This window comes from Butyrivibrio sp. NC2002 (genome assembly GCF_000702265.1).
Classification (GTDB): domain Bacteria; phylum Bacillota; class Clostridia; order Lachnospirales; family Lachnospiraceae; genus Butyrivibrio.
On sequence record NZ_KL370880.1, the window covers coordinates 704,740 to 726,700 of the forward strand.

Annotated in this window: 14 protein-coding genes; all 14 read left to right on the forward strand. The window is 41.1% G+C overall.

Annotation, left to right across the window (positions count from 1 at the left end):
* Positions 1 to 6 precede the first annotated feature (6 nt).
* The 14 genes from T543_RS10190 to T543_RS10255 all read left to right on the forward strand — a co-directional run bounded on the left by T543_RS10190 (position 7) and on the right by T543_RS10255 (position 21,929).
* On the forward strand, positions 7 to 1,218 hold the full coding sequence (locus T543_RS10190; protein WP_035768057.1) for an ABC transporter permease: 1,212 nt from the start codon (positions 7 to 9) through the stop codon (positions 1,216 to 1,218).
* 3 nt (positions 1,219 to 1,221) lie between these two features.
* Complete coding sequence (locus tag T543_RS10195; RefSeq protein ID WP_035768060.1) at positions 1,222 to 2,436, forward strand: ABC transporter permease; 1,215 nt, start codon at positions 1,222 to 1,224, stop codon at positions 2,434 to 2,436.
* Positions 2,437 to 2,535: 99 nt separating this feature from the next.
* Positions 2,536 to 6,117 (forward strand): DUF5717 family protein, encoded by a 3,582-nt coding sequence (locus T543_RS10200; protein ID WP_155843225.1) that lies wholly within the window; start codon positions 2,536 to 2,538, stop codon positions 6,115 to 6,117.
* A 13-nt stretch (positions 6,118 to 6,130) separates the two neighbouring features.
* Complete coding sequence (locus tag T543_RS10205; RefSeq protein ID WP_035768064.1) at positions 6,131 to 7,438, forward strand: DUF5716 family protein; 1,308 nt, start codon at positions 6,131 to 6,133, stop codon at positions 7,436 to 7,438.
* A complete protein-coding gene (locus T543_RS10210; RefSeq protein WP_035768065.1) occupies positions 7,435 to 8,265 on the forward strand; it encodes a hypothetical protein in 831 nt (276 codons plus the stop codon). The genes T543_RS10205 and T543_RS10210 overlap by 4 nt, the downstream gene beginning before the upstream one ends.
* 42 nt (positions 8,266 to 8,307) lie before the next feature.
* Positions 8,308 to 9,504, forward strand: coding sequence for a hypothetical protein (locus T543_RS10215; protein WP_035768067.1), 1,197 nt, complete (start codon positions 8,308 to 8,310; stop codon positions 9,502 to 9,504).
* Between the two features lie 144 nt (positions 9,505 to 9,648).
* Positions 9,649 to 11,082, forward strand: coding sequence for an adenylosuccinate lyase (purB, locus tag T543_RS10220; protein WP_035768075.1), 1,434 nt, complete (start codon positions 9,649 to 9,651; stop codon positions 11,080 to 11,082).
* Positions 11,075 to 11,920, forward strand: coding sequence for an endo alpha-1,4 polygalactosaminidase (locus T543_RS10225; RefSeq protein ID WP_035768077.1), 846 nt, complete (start codon positions 11,075 to 11,077; stop codon positions 11,918 to 11,920). The genes purB and T543_RS10225 overlap by 8 nt, the downstream gene beginning before the upstream one ends.
* Positions 11,921 to 12,087: 167 nt before the next feature.
* Positions 12,088 to 13,047, forward strand: a complete 960-nt coding sequence (locus T543_RS10230; RefSeq protein ID WP_035768079.1) for a family 43 glycosylhydrolase — start codon at positions 12,088 to 12,090, stop codon at positions 13,045 to 13,047.
* Between the two features lie 171 nt (positions 13,048 to 13,218).
* Positions 13,219 to 13,890 (forward strand): hypothetical protein, encoded by a 672-nt coding sequence (locus T543_RS10235; protein WP_035768081.1) that lies wholly within the window; start codon positions 13,219 to 13,221, stop codon positions 13,888 to 13,890.
* Positions 13,890 to 15,380: an Mbeg1-like protein gene (locus tag T543_RS10240; protein ID WP_035768083.1), complete on the forward strand. Its 1,491-nt coding sequence runs from the start codon at positions 13,890 to 13,892 to the stop codon at positions 15,378 to 15,380. Before T543_RS10235 ends, T543_RS10240 begins: the two co-directional genes overlap by 1 nt.
* A 187-nt stretch (positions 15,381 to 15,567) precedes the next feature.
* Positions 15,568 to 18,366 carry a glycoside hydrolase family 3 protein gene (locus T543_RS10245; protein WP_035768085.1) on the forward strand — a complete coding sequence of 933 codons (2,799 nt, stop codon included), beginning with the start codon at positions 15,568 to 15,570 and terminating at the stop codon, positions 18,364 to 18,366.
* 290 nt (positions 18,367 to 18,656) lie between these two features.
* A complete protein-coding gene (locus T543_RS10250) occupies positions 18,657 to 20,249 on the forward strand; it encodes a glycoside hydrolase family 43 protein (RefSeq protein ID WP_051638689.1) in 1,593 nt (530 codons plus the stop codon).
* Positions 20,250 to 20,414: 165 nt separating this feature from the next.
* The gene (locus tag T543_RS10255) at positions 20,415 to 21,929 is read left to right on the forward strand and encodes an ABC transporter substrate-binding protein (protein WP_035768087.1); all 1,515 of its coding nucleotides are present in this window, start codon (positions 20,415 to 20,417) and stop codon (positions 21,927 to 21,929) included.
* Positions 21,930 to 21,961: the final 32 nt, after the last annotated feature.

Sequence of the window (21,961 nt, forward strand, 5' to 3'; positions counted from 1 at the left end):
ACGGATATGGATAAATTTCTGGAATATCTGGAAAGCGCCATAAAAAATGTCCGTGGAAATAAGATGCGCACCGGACTAACAATGCTTGGCATCATTATCGGAATTGCTTCGGTAATTGCTGTAATAACTCTGGGCAGAGGCATGGCATCCTATGTGTCCAATGAAATGAATTCGCTTGGCGGAAATGTGGCTGCAATTTATATAGACGAATCAGCAACCGACGATCTGTTTACGCAGGAAGATATAGATGCAATGCTTGAACAGTTTCCAACTCTTTTAGGTGGAACATTCTATGTTACGGGTTCGGGATATGTAGGCGGTACAAGAGGTACCTATGATGCTTATGTTTATGGTGCAGGGGAAGCATATCAGAATACTGTTGGAACAAAGATAAAAGAAGGAAAGTATTTTACCAAGGAGCAGGTGGAGCAAAATGCCAGAGTATGTGTCATGATGGAAAATGATGCTACTCATCTCTTTGGAACCAAGGATGCGATCGGCAGAACGGTTGAACTGACAATAGGTGGATCTTCTGTTGAACTTGAAGTAATAGGTATCAAGGAAAACTGGAGCGATGCCATCATGCAGATGATGGAGATCGAGGGCTATACTGCAATGCTGGAGATGCCGATCACGACGTACAGCCAGGTGTTTGGCGCAGATATATCAAAATTTTACAATATGGAAATATACTGGCCACAGAATGAACCGGATTCCATAGTGAAAAATATTGCATCATTTTTTGAAAACAAAAAGGGACTTAGAGGCCAGAATGCTATTTATTATACAAGCATGTCCGATGTATCCGGTGAGGTGGACTCGATAATGGGCGCCATAACAATGTTTGTATCTTTGGTGGCTGCGATATCGCTTCTTGTTGGCGGAATCGGTGTAATGAATATCATGCTGGTATCTGTTACTGAGAGAACAAGGGAGATCGGAATACGCAAATCCATCGGCGCAAGAACAGGTTCGATCATGGCTCAGTTCCTTGCAGAGTCTGCAATCATTTCTCTTATGGGAGGGGTGATCGGAGTGGTTTTAGGTCTTGTTATAGCTCAGATCATCTGCAAGGTACTTGAATTTTCTATTGCAGTTGACCCGGTGGTGGTAATTGGAGCTGCTGCGTTCTCAATTTTTATAGGATTGTTTTTTGGTATTTATCCTGCAAGGAAGGCTGCAAAGCTTAAGCCTATAGATGCTCTTTCGAGGAACTGATAAATGGAATATCTGAAAACTGCATTTTTAAGTATAAAACAAAATAAAGGAAGATCATTCCTTACCATGCTCGGTATCATCATCGGAATAGCGTCGGTTATTACCATACTGGCTATCGGTAATGGAATGAAGGCTTATGTAAACAGAAGTCTGGATGATTTTACATCCGGCGCCGTTACGATCAATATTGATCAGAAAAAGACAAGTAAGTTTTTGACGATAAGCCAGTTAAAACAGATTGAGGAGGTTACTCCTGAGGCTTATGGAATAACTCCTTCTTTTTCAACATACGCAAATCTCACGGATAATACCGATTTCTATTGTAGTGTTAAGGGTGGAACTCCTGTTATAGCAAGGGATTCCTCTCACGGCATATGCAAGGGAAGGTTTTTTAGAGATGATGATGTTGAATCAGCTTCACTTGTATGCGTGACAACCCAGCAGTCGGCGATCTTGCTGTTTGGAACAGATGATGTTCTGGATAAGACTATTTCTATCGAAGTTGAGGGTAAAAGCGTTGAACTGACAATAATCGGTGTACTGAAAAGCTCCGATGAAGATGTTGCCCAGGCCAAAGCTGCGAGAAAGAAGGGTGAACAGTACTACTATATAATTGAATTCTTTGTGCCCTATACGATAATGACTCAGAAGTTCAATATTGCAAGTGAAAACTTTACAAGCTTTGCAATTTACACACAGCAGGGACAGGCCGATGATACAGCCATGAAGGTGAAGAGTATTGTGGAAAATATGCTGGATCTTCGAGGAGAAGGAGCGGTCGTTATTGAGTCCTTTGCAAGTATAGCGGGTGCTTATAACAAGATCCTGAATATTGTTACGATGGTAGTTGCACTAATAGCAGCGATATCTCTGCTTGTAGGTGGTATCGGAGTCATGAACATCATGACGGTTTCGGTTACGGAAAGAACAAGAGAGATCGGAATCAAAAAGTCTCTCGGAGCAAAGACTGCATATATCATGATCCAGTTCTTGACAGAGTCTGCACTTATTACACTTATAGGCGGATTTATCGGGATGGCTATGGGAGCTCTCTTTACTAAAATAGCAAGTAATTTCATGTCTTTTCCGCCTGTGATCGATCCTATGAATGTTCTGCTGGTAGTTGCTATATCTGTGGCAGATGGTATATTTTTCGGGATTTATCCTGCAAAAAGGGCTGCAAAAATGAGTCCGATCGATGCTTTGAAACAGGAATAAGGAGTGATCATTGGTCAAACTTAAGAGGCTCTGAATCCTTTATTTGGGATAGAATTGTGATATAATGATATATATTATGATTTTTGGGGACTTGAGTGTGTGAATAGTATTGTTGAGCGTCTGCTTAAAGGTCAGTTTGAATATTATGAGAGAAATTTAAGCTTCTCTATGCCTCGCCTGGAATTAAACATTAAACCGGGGGAGGTTTGTGAGGGGAGCTTTACTTTGTATGGCCCCAGGGACAGAGTTGTGCAGGGGTCTATTTTTTCGTCTGAAATCAGAATGGAGATAATAACCGCTGAATTTTCAGGATCGGAATTTGAAGTGGCATACAGATTTAACGGCAAGGGCTTAAGTGCCGGAGATGTGCTCAAAGGAGACTTTAACGTGATCTCCAACCAGGGAGAGTATCAGCTTCCTTTTGTCGTTAATGTAGAGATAAGTCATGTGATGTCAAGCATGGGTGCCATCAGAAACATGTTTCACTTTGTCAATCTGGCCAAGACTGATTGGGATGAAGCCAGAAAGCTGTTTTATTCTGATGAATTCATAGAAGTTTTTTCTGATAATGACTCTGAGTACGAGAGCCTCTACAGGGGACTTTCTGCTATTAATATGTCAGATGCCAACATGGAAGAGTTCCTTATCTCCATAAAAAAGAAACAGCCGATCACTTATATTCCGGACAGAACCATTGTTGAAGTGGACAATCCGTCTGCTGTATCAGAGCATACAGTAATGCTTGCGAGAAACGGCTGGGGATATACTCATCTGGAGGTGGAATTCGACGGAGACTTTTTATCTTCTGACACATACATTCTAACGGATAATGATTTTCTTGGGAATAACTGTTATTACAAGTTTAGGGTGGATTCTTCAAAACTCCATGACGGAAATAATTATGGCAGGGTGATTTTCAGAAGCGCATATAACGAAGTTGTGATTCCTGTGACAGTAAGAGTCAATCTTGGAATATCACATCTGTCCGCTGCTGAGATGGAGAAAAAGAAGCTTATTGTTTCTCTTGTTAATCTTTATGAGAATTTCAGGAGCAAGAAGATAGGCTCCAGAGAGTGGCTGTCTGAGAGCGGAAAACTGGTAAATAAAATGAATGCGACAGATCCTAAAGATCCTGCATTCAGACTATATACAGCTCAGTATCTTATAACTGCATCGAGAGAGAGCGAGGGCAAGTGGATTCTGGATCAGATGAGGGATTCTCTAGAGGATGAGCATACGGGTGATGACACTCTGTATTGCTACTACCTATATCTGACTACGCTGATAAGCAGGGAAGAGTCTGTGATAAATGATGTGACAAGACAGATGGAGGGAATTTTTTCAAGAAATCCCGACAACTGGCGAATAGCCTGGCTCCTTCTTTTTATCTCCGAGAGATATCTGAGTAGTCCGACCAGCAAATGGCTTATGCTGGAGGAGCAGTTTGAACACGGCTGCAGGAGCCCGATCCTGTATCTGGAAGCGTTAAATACAATACAGGAAACACCTACAATGCTCTCCAAGCTAAGCGATTTTGAACTCTATACTTTGGAGTATGGAGCTAAAAAGGATATGCTTGCGCCGGTAGTGATCGACCAGGCTGTTTATATCGGACAAAGGGCAAGATATTACAACGAGAGACTTTGCAGGATCTTGATGAAGTGCAACGAGTTAAGGCAGGATAAGGATTCTCTTGAAGCGGTGTGTTCGCTGCTTATAAAGGGCAATCGTACTGATCCTGAGGCTTTTGACTGGTATGCAAAGGGCGTTGATAATGAGATCCACATTACAAGGCTTTATGAGTATTACATGGCATCCATCTATGTGGACGAGGATGGGCTTTTACCATGTGATATATCCAAGATGGTCCTTATGTTTTTCTCATATCAAAGTGATCTTGAATATGAGAAGAATGCTATCCTGTATAGATACCTGCATGAGCACAGGGATGAGTATCCGGACATATTTGACTCATACAGATTGCAGATCGAGAAATTCCTTTTGGAGCAGCTTGATAAAGGCAGGATAAACAGAGACCTGGGATATCTCTACAGGAATATGCTGACAAGGCAGATGGTAGATGCCAGCAACTGCGATAAAGTGCTTCGTGTTCTTTACAGCAACATGATAAGAACCGATGACAAGCGCATGAAAAAAGTTATTGTAGTATATGACAAGCTTGAGGAGAGCCTTGAATATCCACTGGTTAATGGCGTCGCTTATGTGCCTCTCTACGGCACCGACTATGCTGTTTTCCTGGAGGATGATCACGGCAACAGATATGCGGAAGGCATTCCTTTTGAGAATGAAAAACTGATGCTTGCAGGACACCTTGGTCAATATGCGATACCGTATATTCAAAAAGGACCTGAGAGTCTGGAGCTGTTTTTGTGCGAGCTTGAGAAAAATACCTACACTATCACCATGGAAAATGTAGGCAGATACAGGGAACTGGCTGAGTCGGATATGCTCAGGAAAACGTGCAGGAGCAGGATCAGAGAGAGCCTTATCAGATTCTATTACGATAATGATTTTGAGAGACAGCTCTCAGAGTATATGGATGAGATACAGCTGATGGATCTGCCGACTTCCGACAGAGCAGGCATGTTTGAACTTATGGTAATGTCGGGGAATTACGACAAAGCCTATGACCTTATAAAAAACTTTGGCACATATAAACTGGATGCAAGAATAGTAATGCGTATGTGCGGAAGACTTATGGATAAGGAGATGTTTGATAATAGCGAGTACAATTCGAGGATCGCATGGTATTCGTTCAAACAGTCCAAATATGATGAACAGCTTCTTACTTATCTGTGCGCCAATTATAGCGGAACTGTAAGAGAAATGAGGGATCTGTGGAAGGCAGCTAATTCCTTCGGAATAGATACCTTTGACCTTACAAAGAGGATTCTGGTACAGATCCTTTATACGGGTGCACATATAGGAGACAAGATTTCGCTTTTCAGAGGATATGTTATGAGAAGCGGCGGTGGAGATGATCTGGAGAAAGCGTTTATTACCCAGGCAGCTCACGACTATTTTGTCTATAACATGATAACTGACAGCTATATCTTTGAGAGAATAGCTGCACTTGAAAAGCAGGGCGAAGAACTCCTTGATGTATGCAAGATGGCATACCTTATGAGTTTTACCGAAACACACAGGGATAACGCAGGACCCGACAAGGAAATAGTAGCAAAATTCCTTAAGTCGCTGCTTTCTCAGAATATGTACTTTTCATTTTTTATGCATTATCTTGGAGAACTTCCGGAAATGCAGAGATTTTGTGATAAGACGATAATTGAATATCGCACGATGCCTGGAACCAAGTGTATCGTCCACTACCTGGGCGGCGCAGAGGACGACGGAGAATATCATACAGTTCAGATGCAGGAGATGTACCCCGGTATCTATGATGTTTCTTTTGTATTGTTCTTTGGAGAGCAGCTTCAGTACTACATTACCGAGGAGAGCTACGGCGGCCGCGGAGAGAAACTGACAGAGAGTGGAATGCTATCAAAGAGCGATATCGTTCAGGATATGATTACAGGCAGATATTCTATTATCAATGACATCATGATAGGAAAAACTCTTCAGGATTATGACACAGTAGACAAGCTTCTGGCTGAGTATTATAAGAAGAGATTTATTACAAACAAATTATTTAGAATGATATAAGGATGTGTAAGTAATGTCGTTACTTAGGGAGGGAAAAACTGCAAGAAGATATGTGCTTGGATACGATCTGGGGGAGGAAACTTCGCAGATCAGTTTCCTTGCTTCGGATTCAGACCTTCCGGAGACTTTATCAACTCTGGCAGGAGCTGAGAGCTATAACATACCTACGGTTTTATGCAAGAGAGCAGAGGTTAACCAGTGGTTCTACGGAAAGGATGCGCTTTCCAAAATAGAAAACGAAGCCGGAATCAGAGTGGACCATCTCATTGAAAGAGCCAGATCCGGAAACAGAGTGGATGTTGACGGAACAGGCTACGATCCTGTTTCGCTGCTTACTCTTTTCATAAAAAGAACACTGTCTCTTTTATCCATGGAGATGTCTATGGATATGGTTGATGCAATAGTGTTTACCACAGGAACCATGGACGCAAGGATGATCGAGGTTCTATCTGAGGTGACAGGTGCACTAGCGCTTCCGGTTAAAAATATCTTTTATCAGAGCTATGAAGACAGCCTTTACAACTATATGCTCTATCAGCCGGAGGATCTCATAACTCATGCATCTACCGCCTGTGATTTTAATTTTGGCAGCATGACTGTATATGACATGAAGCTAAATCACAGAACGTCTCCCATAGTTGTTACCATAGAGAAAACATCTTACGACGGGATGGCACTTCCCGAGGGAGCTTTTTCAAGTAATCCAGAGAGAAAGGGAGAGCAGATAAAGAAGCTTGATGAAAAGTTTCTTGAATTCTGTTCAAGATATATGGACGGCAGGATTGTAAGCTCGGTATTTCTCCTTGGTGAGGGATTCAGGGAACAGTGGATGCAGCAGTCTCTTGAGTTTTTGTGCAGAACAAGACGTGTTTTCCAGGGGAATAATCTCTTTAGTAAAGGTGCAAGTATTGCTGCAAGAGAAAAGGTCGGCCCTTCCGGAAGACTGGATAAATACGTGCTTCTTGATGAGGATAAGCTTAAATCCAATCTGGGATTCATGGTCAAAAAGCAGGGAAAAGAAGTATATCATGCGCTTCTTGATGCAGGCGAAAACTGGTATGACGTCAAAAAGAGCCTTGATATAATTTTGGAACTTGAAGCTTTTTTGGAGATAATCGTTTCTCCTCTTACAGGCGGTGAAAAGAGAATTCACAGGATAGAGATGGATTCTCTTCCGATGAGACCTGCCAGAACTACAAGACTTAGGCTGAATCTGACTATGAAGTCGTCAAAGACAGTTGTATTACACATTGAAGATATGGGATTTGGTGAGTTGTTTGAATCATCAGGTCAGACCTTTACAGAGGAAATATCGGTATGAGCGGAATTATTCTGTGCGTAGGGCAGTATGCGAAAAGACCCTACTACCTTGAAAAAATAGGGCGAAGAATCTACTCGATAGAGGAGCTGTGCTATTGCATAGCCCAAAACGCCTTCATGATAGACACAGACTTTTTTGAGATGGATATGGTTGACTGGATCGGCAATGAGCTGGGGCTTGTTAAGCTATCAGATGAGCTTAGGACCATGCTTATTCACAATTGCTCTGCAGCATCATTTGTGGGCATGATAATGGATTATGTCGGTTATCTTCCCAAAGATGAAGTACAGAGGATTGAGGATGTCCTTAGGGGAAATGCAGATATGGACATCTATGAAAAGAGAATGTCCAGAGCAGAGTATCTTATGAAGGAAGGACATCTCCAGCAGGCTTTTGACGAGTATGAATATCTGTGGCGACACATGCCTGAGATGGATAAAAATGTTAAGGCTAAGATTGAGCACAATGAAGCGGTCATGTATGCACATCTTTTTATGTATGAGAGAGCCGGGGAACTCTTCTACAGAGCATGGGAAGATGGCGGGGATGATGAGTCATATCTTGGATTTTTGGCAAGTAAAAGGATGACGCTTGACGAACGTGAATATGTGACATTTGTATCAGAGCACAAAGAGGCACATGCTCTGTCTCTTAAGCTTGAGCAGAGAATGGATGAAGCAAGTGACCTCTATGATGCCAGCGGAGCAAATATCAAGCTCAGAAGCATAGAGCTATACAGAAGCGGCTCCAAGATGAGCGAATATTATGAAGAAATAGATAAGATAACCGAGGACATGAAGGCAGAGTACAGAGACCTTGTGAAATAAATGCGCATTAAGCGGATTATATGAAAAAATTGGGGAGATTAGATGGGGTTCTTTGATTTATTCAGAAAAAAAGACAGTCGTGTTGCAGACAGATCTAACCAACACGAGATAGAAAACTGGAATGACATCGTCTATACCAGAAAAGATATAGATATGGATGATCCGGTTCAGAGAAGAGAGTATGTTGAAAACTGTCTTCAGCAGATGGCTGAGGCCAGCAAAGACCTGGAATCTCTTCAGTTTGAGTATCGTGTCGTAACCTCACATCTAAGAGATATGGAGGAGATAGATGCGCTTCCTCCGGAGCAGAGAGCTGAAGTAAACAGATGTGCTGAGCGAATTCTTGACAGCGAAGACATGCAGAAGAATTTCAATAAGCGCAAAAGCAGAATGTCAGATGCGGAGTTCGAGAGGATGGAGCGCCTTGAAAGTGGCGTAAAAAAAGGTGTAGAGAGTCTTAGGGAAGCGGAAGAATATCAGAAAAAGGTAAAGAATGACTTAAGGCGTCTTGATTCAGAGAGGCAGGCTCAGGAATACAGAAGGGCTGAAATAGAGATATCAAATGACAATATGCAAAAGCTGATGATCGTCGTTGCTGTGGCACTTGGGGTTATAACAGTAGTACTTCTTGCATTGTCAATAGCGCTTGATCTTAATGTTATCTACGGATATATGGTGGCAATCCTTGTTGCTTCATTGTCTTTTATGGCGCTCAACCAGAAGATACATGAGTCAAGAAAGGAGAAGAAGGTCGTCCTTAATACTATCGCAAGAATTATACAGCTTCAGAATACGGTTAAGATAAGATACGTAAACAATAGAAATCTTATAGACTATGAGTGCTTGAAATACGGAGTAGATAATTCAAAACAGCTTTTTCAGCTCTACAACAAGTACCTGCAGGAAAAGGCAGAGAGAGAAAGATATGCAGAAGCTGCAAAACAGCTTAATGTAAATCAGAGAGCTCTTGTTTTTGAATTAAGAAAATACAGGATAAAGGATCCTGAAATATGGATCCATCAGGCAATAGCACTGGTCAATCACAATGAAGAGGTTGAGATAAGGCATGCACTTGTATCGCAGAGGCAGTCACTTAGAAAACAGATGGACTATAACAGAGAAGTGGTTGCGGGCAATGCCAAGGCTGAAGTGGAGGATCTTGTAAAACAGTATCCTGTTTACAGACAGGAAATCCTTGATATGGTTTCAAGATATGAGAACAGGTATCCGGATGCTTAGATTCCCGGTTTTCATCATAAAAACAAAATTTTTTTTCATAATGTATAGTTATAATATGCCGCATACGTTATAATGTTATGCGGCATTTATAGAGTTTTAAAATAAAACTCTTAAGTTAGTTTAGTTGCAACATAGGAGGAGAAAATGAGTACAGATCGTTACACAAGCCCACTTTCAGAGAGATATGCAAGCAAAGAGATGCAATATATCTTTTCACAGGACATGAAGTTCAAAACATGGAGAAAACTGTGGATCGCTCTTGCAGAGATTGAAAAGGAACTGGGACTAAACATAACTGATGAGCAGATTGAGGAGCTTAAGGCACACAGCGAAGATATCAATTATGATGTTGCCAAGGCTCGTGAAAAGGAAGTTCGTCATGATGTTATGAGTCACGTTTATGCTTATGGACAGCAGTGCCCCAAGGCAGCAGGAATCATCCATCTGGGTGCCACAAGCTGCTATGTTGGTGATAACACAGATATAATCATTATGACTGAGGCTCTTAAGCTTGTAAGAAAGAAGCTTATTAATGTTATCGCATCACTTGCTGCTTTTGCAGACGAATACAAGGATCTGCCCACACTTGGATTTACTCATTTTCAGCCGGCTCAGCCTACAACAGTAGGAAAAAGAGCTTCACTCTGGCTTCAGGACTTTACGATCGATCTTGAGGACCTTGACTATGTGCTTGATAATATGAAGCTTCTTGGCTCAAAGGGAACAACAGGAACACAGGCTTCCTTCCTTGAACTCTTTGACGGAGACCTTGATAAGGTTGATAAGCTTGATCCCATGCTTGCTAAGAAGATGGGATTTGCCGGATGTATGGCGGTTTCAGGTCAGACATACAGCAGAAAGATTGATATGAAGGTTGTCAATGTCCTTGCAGGCATAGCTTCTTCTGCAACTAAGATGGCCCAGGATATCAGACTTCTTCAGCATCTTAAAGAGGTTGAGGAACCTCATGAAGCAAAGCAAATCGGTTCATCTGCTATGGCTTATAAGAGAAATCCCATGAGAAGTGAGAGAATCTGTTCTCTTTCAAGATATGTGATCGTTGATACGCTTAATCCTGCAATCACAGAGATTTCACAGTGGTTTGAGAGAACACTTGATGACTCAGCTAATAAGAGACTTTCAATTCCTGAAGGCTTCCTTGCAATAGACGGTATCCTTGATCTGTGCATGAATGTTACAGACGGACTTGTAGTTTATCCCAAGGTTATCGAGAAGCGCCTTATGTCAGAGCTTCCGTTCATGGCTACAGAGAATATCATGATGGATGCAGTTAAGCTTGGCGGTAACCGACAGGAACTTCATGAGAAGATTAGAGAGCTTTCCATGATAGCAGGTGACCACGTTAAGAAGGAAGGCAAAGATAATGACCTCCTTGAAATGATAGTAAAAGATCCCGCTTTCCATATGACTGAGGAGAAGATCAAAGAGTGCATGGATCCAAAAAAATACACAGGATGCAGTGCACACCAGGTTGAGAAATTCCTTGCAGAAGTTGTTAAACCTATCCTTGATGCAAATAAGGAAGATCTGGGCCTTAGGGCGGAAATAAATGTATAAGATAATAAAAAAACTTATAATCTTTATGGCTGTTGTCCTGATCTTGGGAAACATACCCGGGATTGATGCTAGTGCCAAGGCAAATAAATTTACGCATAGCTATGGTGTATTCCTATCCGTAAACAATGGCAAAAAGGACATGAAGAAATTTAAAGATTACAAAACGATAATCCTGGATGTCCAGAACGGCTTTACTTACAAGGACATAAAAAAGCTAAAGAAGCAGGGACATAAGGTATACAGCTATATAAATGTAGGAGCCATCGAGAACTATAGAGACTACTACAACAGATTCAGTGATATCATGCTTGATACCTATGAGAACTGGCCCGATGAAAAGTGGGTTGATGTATCATCTTCCAAATGGCAGGAATTTATAGTTAATGAACTGGGCAAGAAGATAAGTGATACAGGCGTTGATGGATTTTTCGTAGATAACACCGATGTGTATTATAAGTATCAGAGCGAAGAGAAATACCTTGGTCTTACAACCATTTTGAAGGGGCTAAAGAGCCGGGGAAAAGTCATTATAAATGGCGGTGATACTTATGTTACTGAGTACTACAACAGGAACGGTAATCTGAATGAAGTCCTTGATGCAGTCAATCAGGAGTCTGTTTTTTCCAGGATCATTGATTATGATAATGATAAGTTCGGGGAAAACAGAAAGTCAGAGAGAAAGTTCTTTCAGAAATATCTGAAACTGGTTAAGAGTGCAGGAAAAAAGTGTTACCTTCTGGAATATACAAAAGACAAAAAACTTGCGGAAAAAATAAGGAAATACTGTAAAAAGAAGAAATATAATTACTATATTTCAGGAAAACTGGATTTATCATGATTTTTAAGAACTGACATCCTTTGCGGGTGTCAGTTTTTTTAGTTTATAATCATCTTGAAAAGTTTAGTAAAATGTAATATACTTTAGAAAATAATAAACTAGTTCAATACAATATAAACCCAATGAAGAAATGATTGTTTGAATATTTTATATGGGGTGACAGACAAATGAATACAGAAAAACAACTAAAGTACAATGAGCCGTGGATTTTACAGAGAGCCGATCCCTATGTGGTAAAGGCTGATGACGGCTTTTATTATTTTACTGCATCTGTTCCGGCATACGACAGAATTGTTTTACGAAGAGCAAAGAGTCTGGCAGAACTGGCGGATGCTACAGAACACACAATTTGGTTAAAGCATGAGCACGGAATCATGGGAGAGCACATCTGGGCACCGGAGCTGCACTTTGTTATGGGAAAGTGGTACATATATTTTGCAGCAGGATCAGCCGAAGATAAGTGGATGATAAGACCCTATGTTATCGAATGTCAGGGCAGCGATCCCATAAATGATGAGTGGGTTGAGAAGGGAAAAATGCACTGTGCTGAGGATGATGAGTTTTCCTTCAGGGCATTTTCACTTGACGCTACAGTATTTGAGAACAAGGGAAAGTGGTACTATATCTGGGCTGAGAAGGTGAGCGTCGGAAGACAGATTTCAAACCTCTATATCGCAGAGATGAAGTCGCCTTATGAACTTAAGACAGTTCAGGTACTTCTGACAACTCCTGATTATGACTGGGAAAGAGTAGGCTTTTGGGTAAACGAGGGCCCCGGAATACTTAAGAAAAACGGCAAGATATTTATGACATATTCTGCAAGTGAGACAGGTGCCTGCTATTGTGTGGGAATGCTCACAGCAGATGAGAATGCAGATCTTCTTGATCCCAAGTCCTGGGATAAGGAGAGGTATCCCGTACTTAAAACTGATGAGAAGCTTGAAATCTATGGACCCGGGCACAATTCCTTCACCGTTGATGAAGACGGCAATGATATCATGGTTTATCATGCAAGAAAAGAGTCAGTGATCGAGGGAGATCCTCTGTACAATCCAAACAGACATGCAATGCTTATGAAAATTAAATATGACGAAAAGGGCTACCCTGTATTTTCGTATTATAACTAATGTAAAAAACGCGTCGATGATGTGATCAATCCGGCGCGTTTTTTATTATTGCATTTCGTCCTTAAATTAATGCATTTCGTCGCAAAATGATAAAAAAGTTATATTCATGGTGTATGATAATAAAGTCAGATAAGATTTCGTAAATATGAAAAAAGGAGATTGGGGTTACGTATGGCACAGGGGAAGAAAAAGAGAACAAAAAAGTCAATAATACTACTGCTTTCTGCGCTTATGTTCATGGCTACCGGATGTGGAGAGAAGGCTTTATCCGATGATGTGATAAAGGAATTTATTGTATCAGCTCTTGAAACAAAGTACGGCGGAGAGTTTGAAATTGTTTCACTTGAAAAAGAGAATACAGGCCAGGAATTTAAGCATTACAGATTTAAGGCAACCGTTAAATCTATGGAATATGGGGACACTTTTGAGGCATATGTTTCGCTAAAAGGTAAGGATTATTTTGATACACACGAAAAAGCCCTGTATAGCCAGCAGATAGAAAACGAAGTGAATTCTGTAGCTTTTGATGGTGCTGATGTCAGGGTGAAAGATATACATTTTCTATATGAAGGCACGGGAGATGAAGCTGCTAAAAGCTGCGAGGACTATGTTAAACAGGGAAATGTCAGCATAAACATAGATGTATATTTAGACGGAAATGATCCTGAAGCTGTTACAGATTCATTAAATTCATACATGCAGAAACTGGAGAGTATGGGGTATAGCTTTTCGGTATGTATTGATGGAGGGAAAAAGAGAAGGATCATAAATGTAGGTAAAGATAAAAAAGTAGACAGGGATACTATACATAGTAAAGTTTTGTCAGCGTTGGGGGATGAATAATGGCAAGAGATGGCGGGGATTTAACAAAATATATTGAAAACAACGACACTCCGATCGATAGCGGGAACTATAATGAAGTTGACGGTCTTGTTTTTGCGGAGCTGTCATATTCTAAATTTGAAAATGTTACATGGACAGAAGACGAACTGAAAAATGGTGTAACAGTAAGTGAATATGCTACCAAGATGCTGGAATCAGGGCAGGTGAAAGCAGGCACTGATCAGGAAAAATTCTTCCAGGCACTTCAGAGCAGCGATAGATATGCAGATGCTACAATTACCAATATGGAAGCGTTAAACGGTAATGATTACTGGAGTGCAAATGAGACAACAAAGATGTCTGAGGATGGACAATGGGCCGGAATGACTATAGATATAGGCGATGATACATCGGTTGTCGCTTTTCGAGGTACTGATGGAACAGAGCTTGGCTGGCAGGAAGACCTTGAGCTTGCTTATGACCCTGATGGTACAACCGCACAGGAGGCAGCAAGGGATTATCTAAAAAATACAGATGCTGACCATATATATCTGACAGGTCATTCAAAGGGTGGAAATGATGCAGAATCTGCTTATGCCATGTCTGATAAGGATGTTAGAGACAGGGTTGATCGCGTGGATAATTATGATGGTCCGGGTAATAATGATGAATTCAAGGAAAATTACGCGGAAGGTTATTCCGAACTTGATGATAAGCAGACAAATTATATGACTGAAAATGCTGCCATAGGTAAACTTCTTGATGAGCATCCTGGAGAGACCAAGATAGGACAGGCAGACCCTTCAGGTCATGATTTTGAAAATGCGGGCCCTTTGGGAGAACATGATCCTTTTTCATGGAAAACAGGAGAAGACGGAGAATCATTTTTGCCGGGAACTCAGTCTGAAGGTTCAGCAGATTTTGATACGATTCTCGATGAGACCCTCGAAGGGATGAGTCCTGAAGAAAGAGAAGATGCTGTAAATGCTCTTCTTAAAATGGGCGTTGCCGACGATATAGCCAATATGGATTCCAAGGAATTAAAGGATATTTTAAAGAAGGCTATGGAGGGATATGGCAATCTTACAGATGAGGAGAAGGATGCTCTGAAGAGGCTTATAGGACTTCTTATTCTTAATGCTGCGGTATATTACTATGATAAAAAGAAGGCTGAGCGGAATAAGAAAAGGAATAGAAATAAAAAAGAAAACGGTTCTGCGGATGGAGGACATACCAGATTCTGGGTTGATCCTGACGTCCTTAAAAAGTGTATCTGCCAGCTTGAGCAGGCTGCAAAAGAGCTAAATACCAATATAAGAGAGCTTGAGCAGGTAAAGGACAATCTTGATGGGGTTATTTATATTTTGATAAGGCTTGTTCTTGATAAGATATGGCTGGATCTTATTTCCGAAAGAAGAAGGACCAAGGCTTTGGCTACAACCCTTGATGCTATCCTTGATTATTATATTGACACTGAGGATCGCATTGTCAGTGAGATAAAAGCTGCATAATAATGTATTTTTTAATGATAAGTCTATGTGAAAACATAGGCTTATTTTTATATATTAAGAAATTGTTTTTCTATGATTAAAAAAACGCCCTGTTTTTAAGTTGATAATTACTTGTATTAATACTAAACTCATAAGTAATACGCAAAAAAATGTACAGGTGCGTGTATTTAAAACTGGAGGGTTATTTATGGGTTTTAAAGTATGGAATATTGAGAAATTCAAGGAGACGGCAAGAAGAGCTGCAGCAGAGGGTATTGTTATGCTGAAAAATGATAACAATGCGCTTCCGCTTGCTGATAAGTCATCTATTGCTGTTTTCGGAAGAAGTCAGATGAATTACTACAAGAGCGGTACCGGTTCAGGCGGAATGGTAAACGTTGATTATGTAGTAGGAATATATGAAGCACTTCTTGATTCTAAAAAGTATAAGCTAAACAAAAAAGTCAGAGAGGCTTATGAGAAGTTTGTAGAGGAGAATCCTTTTGATGTGGGCGAGGGATGGGCTTCAGAACCCTGGTTCCAGAAGGAAATGCCCCTTACTGACAAGCTTGTAAAGGATGCAGCAAAAGAATCCGACACTGCGATCTTTATAGTCGGAAGAACAGCCGGAGAGGATCAGGACAGCAAGAACGAGCCCGGCAGTATCCTTCTTACAGACACTGAGAAAGATGCGATAAAGAAGCTTACGGGGGCGTTCAAAAAAACAGTGGTCCTTTTAAATGTCGGAAATATCATAGATATGAGATGGGTAAAGGAACTTGATCCTTCTGCAGTTCTATATGTATGGCAGGGAGGACAGGAAGGCGGAAATGCGGTTCTTGATGTGCTGTCCGGAAAGGTTAATCCGTCTGGAAGACTTTCAGATACCATCGCTGAAAAAATTGAAGACTATCCTTCAACAGAGAATTTTGGCTCAGACAAGGAAAATCTTCAGTGCGAAGATATCTATGTTGGCTACAGATATTTCGAGACCTTCGCTAAAGATAAGGTTCTTTATCCCTTTGGATTTGGACTTTCATATACTGATTTTGATATTTCCTGTAACGCAGCTTCTTATGACAAAAGCTCAGGAATTAAACTTGAGATAGAGGTTGAAAACACAGGATCTGTAGCAGGTAAAGAGGTTGCACAGGTTTATGTTCAGGCTCCGCAGGGAAAACTTGGTAAACCCTTAAGAGTTCTTGCAGGTTTTGCCAAGACAGATATTCTGAAGGCAGGTGAAAAGCAGGTAATTGACTTTGATATTCCAAAGTACTGGTTCTCATCTTATGATGACAGCGGACTTGCCGGACATAAGTCATCCTATGTTCTTGAAAAGGGCGAATACAAGGTATTTGCAGGGGCAAATGTTAGAGAGGCAAAGGAAGTATTTACTTTTGAAGTTGCCAAAACAGAAGTTATCGCAAAGTGCGAGGAAGCACTTGCTCCTGTCAGAAAGTTTAAGAGAATAAGACCTGAGGAAGCTTGCGGGCTTTTTGCAACAACTTATGAAGATGTGCCTGTAAGAACTCTTGATCCGAATAAAAAGAGAGATAAGAATCTCCCCAAGGCGCTTGCATACACAGGAGATAAGGGCTACAAGCTAAAGGACGTTGCCGATAAAAAGGTTTCTATGGACAAATTCCTTGCTCAGATTTCAGATGCTGATCTGTGTGCAATGATGCGAGGAGAGGGAATGTGCTCTCCCAAGGTTACTCCCGGAGTAGCAGGAGCATTTGGAGGTGTTACAGATAATCTTGTAAAACTTGGAATTCCTGTAGCCGGCTGCTCCGACGGACCTAGCGGAATTCGCATGGACTGTGGAACACATGCTTTTTCACTTCCCAACGGAACCTGCCTTGCATGTACTTTTGATGAGTCTATAAATGAAGAGCTCTTTACCTGGGAAGCTCTTGACCTCAGAAAAAACCGCATAGATGCTCTTCTTGGACCCGGTATGAACATTCACAGAAGCCCTCTTAACGGAAGAAATTTTGAGTACTTTTCTGAGGATCCCATCCTTACAGGTAAGATGGTTTCCGCACAGCTTCGTGGTATGCATAAATATGATGTTACCGGTGTTATCAAGCATTTTGCAGGAAATACTCAGGAGTTTAACCGTCACCATGTTAACTCTGTTGCATCAGAGAGAGCGCTTAGAGAAATCTATCTCAAAGGATTTGAAATTGCAGTTAAAGAAGGTAATGCCCGTGCAATCATGAGTACCTATGGACCTGTAAACGGCATTTACACTTCAAGCAGTTATGACCTTCTTACCACGATACTTAGAGGCGAGTGGGGATTCGACGGAATTGTAATGACAGACTGGTGGGCAATGGGCAATGATTTTGCAGACCAGAAGGGCAGCTACCACAACGTTGCAGCGCAGGTACGTGCGCAGAACGATCTTAACATGGTAAATGCCTCTGCTGCAGATAATTCCAACAACGATAACCTGGATTCTCAGCTGAAACTTAAGAATCTTACCAGAGGTGAACTGGTAAGAAGTGCAGATAATATCTGCAGATTCCTGCTCAAAGCACCTGTTTACAAGCATATGCTTGGCGAGGAGTCAGAACTTGATAAGGAGCTTAAGGAAGCAATTTCTTCTGAAGATGCAGATCTTCTTGATCTTAATGAACTTGTTGTTGAAAAAGATGTGACCGAGATAGATCCTTCGCTTCTTTCCTGTGAGAAGGGTAAGTCAACTAACTTTGTACTTACTACTCCAAAGAGATGCCAGCTCAAGCTTGAGATGGTTGTAAAGACTGAGGGACAGCCTAAAATGGCACAGGTACCAATGTCGATTTTCCAGGATAATAACCTGATCCGCACAGTTACTCTTACAGGTATGGACACCGAGTATCAGACCATAGAAGTGGAACTCAATCCTTCATTTAGCTTCAACTTCTATGTGAAGTTCTACTTTGGACAGGCAGGTATGGTATTTAAGTCAATAAAGCTTATAAAGACCAAGGACCTTGAAAAGATGTTTGCAAGAGAATGATAATTGAATAAGTCAGGATTTAAAGGAGAGCGTATTTGCCGATACGTTCTCCTTTTTTTGTAGATATTCCTTTTTTTAGAGCAAGAAGTGATAGGGAGCTGAGCCGCTATTTTGATAGCGATATTCTTTACACATTCTTTTCTTACGTTTGCACAAAAATATTGCCTTGAATTTGTTAATAATTGCCCTTAGCAGAATCTTGCAAAGGCTTTTTGGATAATATAAAATTTAGAAGATAATAAAATAATTAAGCAATAAATAAAATAGATTGGTACGAAAGGTGTATAGCAATGAAAAAAAGACATTTGGAGAGGCGGCTTGGACAGGCGCTCTGTACTGCGGTGGCGGTATGCTTGCTGACCGGCTGCGCACAGGGCAAGAGTGCAGGAAATATTGCAGATGAGGGGGAGATTACAACCGATACCATTCAGGAGTCGGATGAAAGTGCTGACAAAACAGCTTCAGGGGAGGATAAAGTGGATATAAAGACAGGTGTGTATAAGAATGAAGTCTGCTGCCATGATCCGCAGATAATCTTGGCAGAAGATGGAAAATATTACATGACAGGCAGCCATCAGGTGCTTGCGCAGTCAGACAATTTGCTTGATTGGAGCTATATTGCCAACGGAAATAATATGTTTGACAACTTGTTTTCAGGGGATCTACCTGCTTTTTCCTATGTCGGAAAAAATGAAGAGGGCGGCTATTCTGTATGGGCTTCAAATATTTTTTACAACGAGGTAATGAAGAAGTATGTGATGTATTTCTGCACTACATCCTCTTATATCAAGTCAAATCTGTGCATGGCTGTTTCTGACACTCCGCAGGGCAAATATACATACACGGATACTATTTTATATTCGGGATTTACCAAGACCACGGCTCAAGAGACAAATATTTATGATGTTCTTGGGGCGGATGCTGATATTTCAAGATATCTAAAATATGGAAGCTATGATAATACAAAATGGCCTAACTGCATTGATCCTGCTGTTTTTACAGTTGCTGACAACAGAATGTGGATGGTATATGGATCATGGTCAGGCGGAATATTTTTATTAGAGCTTGATCCTGCCACAGGACTTCCCATTTTCCCCGAGGCGGACGAGGCAAACGGTGTTGATCCGTATTATGGCTACAAGCTGATCGGAGGCGGTCATCATGCAATTGAAGGCCCTTTTATCGAGTATTGTGAGGAAAACGGATATTACTACCTCTTTGTGTCCTATGGCGGACTTACTAGTGATGGAGGTTATCAGATAAGACAGTACAGGAGCAAGAATCCGACAGGTCCTTACGTTGATCCAAAAGGACAGACATTATCTGATGAGGAAGACTATATGAGCTACGGACTTAAAATGATGGGGAATTATACACTTCCCAGCTTGTCAGTGACATATATGGCTCCCGGTGGTCAGTCTGTGTTTAAGGACGAAAACGGGGAATACTATATTACTTACCATCAGAGATTTGATGACGGTGCTGAGTTCCACGAACCCAGAGTCCATAAGCTTTTCCTTACTGAGGATGACTGGTTTACAGCTTCTGTATTTGAACTGTCCGGGGAGGAATTGAGGGATGGTGCATACACTGAAGATGAGATTGCAGGCACATACTATCTTTTAAACCACGGACGTGATGTGAGCAATGTTGTTCAAAAGTATACTGAAGTTACATTTGATGGCGGCAAGATTACCGGAAGCGATGCGGAAGGAACCTATGAACTTTCTGCAGATAAACCATATATAACGATCACAATCGATGGTGATACCTATAGCGGAGTAATAGTCGACATGGTGGACGAAGCAGGCAATAACACAAGATGCATATCCACTGTAGGCTCAAATAATGAGACAATTTGGGCTGTAAGATACCTTGACTGATCCCTTTGGTTCACTTCAACAAAAAGTAATTTAAGAATTTATGAAAAATGACAAAAATATAAAATAGTTAAGAAAAAACTAAAATAATTATTGACGCACTAAAATGTCATTGTTAAAATTGCTATATAAACAATCATTTCATTCAAATTTTTAGGAGGATTTGCTATGAGAAAAAGATTTTTAGGTATTGCAATGGCCAGCGTAATGGGTCTTAGTACTGTAGCAGGTTGTGCAACAACTACAGTAGAAGAAGCAGGCGAGGCTACTGCAGATACAGAAGTAGCTACAGAGGAAACAGCTGATGGCGAGGCTGCAACAGAAGAGACTGCTGAAGCTACAGAAGAGTCAGACGGAAATTCAGCTACTTCTCTTACAGGAGAAGGCGATAAGAACCTTCATGTATTCCTTTACATGCAGGAGCATGAGAAAAAAATCTACGAACAGCTCGTTAAGGAATTCGTAGAAGAGCACAAGTCTGAGGTTGGTGAGGTTGTATTCGAGATCACAACCCAGGATGAATACAATCAGAAGATGATCGCTAACATGACTGCAAATGATATGCCTGATGTATTTTATGTAGGACCTGCAGCAGTTCGTTCTTATGTAGATAACGGTTATATCATTCCTCTTGATGATTATGTTGATGCAGACACAATCAGCAAAGTATGGGGAACAACACAGACAATCTACCGCTATGACGGAACAAATGTTGGTGAAGGTTCAATCTACGCACTGCCTAAGGATCTTTCATGTTTCGCATTTGCATACAACAAGGATCTCTTTGATGCAGCAGGACTTGAATATCCCGATCCTAACAAGCCTTATACATACGATGAGTTCGTTGAAGTATGCGAAAAGCTTACAATCGATAAGGATGGCGACGGTGAGATCGATCAGTGGGGTGTTGCAAATGCAGATCAGTTTGGTATGACTCCTTTCCTTTACTCCAATGGCGTTAAATTCCTTAACGATGATATGACAAAGGTTAATGTTGCTAACAACGAGCCTCTTAAAGAAGCTCTTACATTCTACACAGACCTTACAAAGAATGGTCTTACACCTTCAGTTGAGCAGGATACAGCTCTTGGCGGATATCAGAGATGGCTTGACGGCCAGGTTGCATTCTATGCTTGCGGTACATGGGATGTTGCAGCATTTATGGATGATGCTACATTCCCTTATGAATGGGATCTTTGTGGATGGCCTGTAGGACCTTCAGGTGACGGCAGATCACACACATGGATGGGTTCAGTTGGTTACTGCGTATCAGCTACATCAGAGAATCCTGATCTTGCAGCACAGCTTGTTGCTAAGCTTTCAACTGATGAAGATGGTCAGAGAGCAGTTTCAGGTATCACAACAGGCGAGTCTATACAGCTTCCTAATATCGTAGACCTTGCTTATGGAGAATTTAAGGATGCAGTAAATAACGGCACAGTTCCTTATGCTTCAAACGTAGATGTAATCTTTGGTTACTTCGATGGCAATGACAATTACGAGGCAGCTCTTCAGGAAACAGACTACACATACAATGGTGAGTGGTTCACACCTTTCTGGTCTGGTGTATTCAACATCAAGAACGGCGACATCACTGTAGAAGAGTACTTACAGCAGGTTGAGCCTGAGATGCAGGCAGCACTTGATGAAGCTATAGAACTTCAGAATTCTGCAACAAAATAATCAGAAATAAAGACTATTATCGTAGGTCCCTT

Bases quoted from the DNA above. Each gene is read 5' to 3' on its own strand.
- T543_RS10190 (WP_035768057.1), top strand. From the start codon at position 7: ATGGATAAATTTCTGGAATATCTGGAAAGCGCCATAAAAAATGTCCGT.
- T543_RS10195 (WP_035768060.1), top strand. From the start codon at position 1,222: ATGGAATATCTGAAAACTGCATTTTTAAGTATAAAACAAAATAAAGGA.
- T543_RS10205 (WP_035768064.1), top strand. From the start codon at position 6,131: ATGTCGTTACTTAGGGAGGGAAAAACTGCAAGAAGATATGTGCTTGGA.
- T543_RS10210 (WP_035768065.1), top strand. From the start codon at position 7,435: ATGAGCGGAATTATTCTGTGCGTAGGGCAGTATGCGAAAAGACCCTAC.
- T543_RS10215 (WP_035768067.1), top strand. From the start codon at position 8,308: ATGGGGTTCTTTGATTTATTCAGAAAAAAAGACAGTCGTGTTGCAGAC.
- purB (WP_035768075.1), top strand. From the start codon at position 9,649: ATGAGTACAGATCGTTACACAAGCCCACTTTCAGAGAGATATGCAAGC.
- T543_RS10225 (WP_035768077.1), top strand. From the start codon at position 11,075: ATGTATAAGATAATAAAAAAACTTATAATCTTTATGGCTGTTGTCCTG.
- T543_RS10230 (WP_035768079.1), top strand. From the start codon at position 12,088: ATGAATACAGAAAAACAACTAAAGTACAATGAGCCGTGGATTTTACAG.
- T543_RS10235 (WP_035768081.1), top strand. From the start codon at position 13,219: ATGGCACAGGGGAAGAAAAAGAGAACAAAAAAGTCAATAATACTACTG.
- T543_RS10240 (WP_035768083.1), top strand. From the start codon at position 13,890: ATGGCAAGAGATGGCGGGGATTTAACAAAATATATTGAAAACAACGAC.
- T543_RS10245 (WP_035768085.1), top strand. From the start codon at position 15,568: ATGGGTTTTAAAGTATGGAATATTGAGAAATTCAAGGAGACGGCAAGA.
- T543_RS10250 (WP_051638689.1), top strand. From the start codon at position 18,657: ATGAAAAAAAGACATTTGGAGAGGCGGCTTGGACAGGCGCTCTGTACT.
- T543_RS10255 (WP_035768087.1), top strand. From the start codon at position 20,415: ATGAGAAAAAGATTTTTAGGTATTGCAATGGCCAGCGTAATGGGTCTT.